Source organism: Flavobacterium anhuiense, assembly GCF_004151235.1.
Taxonomy (GTDB): Bacteria; Bacteroidota; Bacteroidia; order Flavobacteriales; family Flavobacteriaceae; genus Flavobacterium; species Flavobacterium anhuiense_A.
In genome coordinates this window covers 1-1,995 of sequence record NZ_JUIV01000040.1, presented here as the reverse complement: position 1 = coordinate 1,995, position 1,995 = coordinate 1, and the positions used below count along the sequence as shown (strand labels likewise).

The window sequence follows — 1,995 nt, the reverse complement described above, 5'->3', positions numbered from 1 at the left end:
TTATCTCCAAATTTGTATTTTCTGCTCATTTATTATTTTTGAGCTAATGTAAGAAATACTTTGCGTTCACGAGCGGGACGCTCGCGCCAGCGGGGAGATCGTGTATAGTTTTTCTAGCTCTGGAAATCTTTAAAATAACTTTTCGGTAATAATGTTTTTATCAATTTTGTTAAATAAGAAGACAATAGTATTGCGAGTAACAAAACTATAAAACACACAGTATCAAAACTGAAAAATGAATGATTACTAAAAATAGGAACATTTAAATACCATAAATAATTGTTACAAAATATTAATACTAAAAAGAACGTCATTGTAATATTTATGTAATCATCTGCATTATCTAGTTTTAAATTCTTTTTCGATACTATTATTCCAATAATTACTAATTGCATTATGGCAACAGCAAAAGATATTAAATCAGTAAAACTTGGTCTATAATCAAAAAGTATAATAAAGTATTTTGAAATTGTAAGAAATAACAATGGTATATATATAAATGAGGAACTATTTAGTAAAGATGGATCAACGGATCTTATTTTAATTTTCAACTTTATATTTTCAAGTTTTTTATCTATTAGAGAAGTTATTGTAGATAAAAAAAGCGATAAAATACCAGTAACCAAATACAATCTACGTGCATATAAGGTTCCATCTAAATATTTTAAAATTGAACAGAAAATTGATAAAATTCCGAATGTAATAAATGCAAATTGTAAGATTGAAATGCTTTTGATTTTCGCAAAGATTGAATGACAACTTAAAAAAAATAAAGGCATTACTACATGGAATGTTAAATCTTTGACGAGATACATATTATCTCTTTCATAATTGGGTAACTTGAATAAAAATTCGTTCAGATTATAAAGAAATAAAATCCAAAAAAATAAAATGAAAGTGAAATGGGAGCTTTTAATGAGCTTATCTCTTTCTAATAACAATCTAAAAAATAATGGAGAGCTTAAAGTAATGAGTAATATGATTACGCGAAAGATGAGTTCAAAAATATTTAATGAACCAGCACCGATCTTATATTCCCAAAAAAAATAAAAATATATAAGAATTGGAATCAACGAAAAAATAAAAATATAATTTGATTGATTTTTAGAATAAGAATTAATTCGGTTAATCATAAATGTTATAATGATCTTATGAAATAAAATCAAAAAGAAGAATGTAATTGAAATCGTAGAGAATAACTTATTCCAAAAGCTGACTTCGTTATGAGTGAAAAAAAGTGTAAGCAATCGAAAAATACTAAATGTTGTAAAAATGACTTTTAAAATTCTATATTGATTTTTCTCATTTAGTTCAACGATATAATTTTTTCTATAAAAAAGATAAGTCAGAAAATCTGAGTTTTTAATTAAAATTACAAAGCATAATATAATAATGAAAAAAATATTCCAATTTAGAGAAAACCCAGAATATCCATGACTTATATTGCTTTCGTTAATGCCAAATACAGCTCCTATCGTATATTTGAAAAGCAGGCTGTAGATTATAAAAAGGCCGGAAAGTTTGAAAAATAGATTGCTGAATTGTTTTAATTGCATTTTAAATATTGTTATTTTAAGTGAATATGAATCCTCAAATATAGTTTGTTTTTGTAAATCAGATATTTTTGTGTAATAAAAAACTTTCATTTTTTTTTTTAACAAGCTTCATCTTAATTTAACTTGAAGATTTATTGCAGAAAATTATTTTACAATTATTAAATGTTTATATTTATCATATTCTATTTGGGCTCTGTTCATTTCTTTTTGAATAGAATTAAAGGCATCTAAGTTCTCATCTGGAAAATGAATAGACATATAAGACCTAAAATCAGAAATTGCACCATATTCTCCAAGTAAGTTCCCCCTGCTGGCGCGAGCGTCTCGCTCGTGCACACACAGGAAAGTCAATTAATATCAATTTCTAAAACAGTTTGATCGTTATCGCCATAATTTCTGGCAGAGCTGTATTTCCAATCTACAGGATTAGTTACAAAAC

Annotated in this window: 2 protein-coding genes and 1 pseudogene; all 3 read right to left on the bottom strand. The window is 25.9% G+C overall.

Annotated features, from left to right (window positions below; all coding sequences use genetic code 11):
• Window positions 1-113: 113 nt before the first annotated feature.
• Window positions 114-1,646: a hypothetical protein gene (locus tag NU08_RS22160; RefSeq protein ID WP_129749196.1), complete on the bottom strand. Its 1,533-nt coding sequence runs from the start codon at window positions 1,644-1,646 to the stop codon at window positions 114-116.
• Between the two features lie 54 nt (window positions 1,647-1,700).
• A complete protein-coding gene (locus NU08_RS22155) occupies window positions 1,701-1,892 on the bottom strand; it encodes a hypothetical protein (RefSeq protein ID WP_129749195.1) in 192 nt (63 codons plus the stop codon).
• Window positions 1,893-1,903: 11 nt separating this feature from the next.
• Window positions 1,904-1,995: pseudogene (locus NU08_RS22540) on the bottom strand (transposase); the annotation flags it as partial.

Coding starts and splice junctions, on each gene's coding strand:
- NU08_RS22160 (WP_129749196.1), bottom strand. CDS start 1,646: ATGAAAGTTTTTTATTACACAAAAATATCTGATTTACAAAAACAAACT.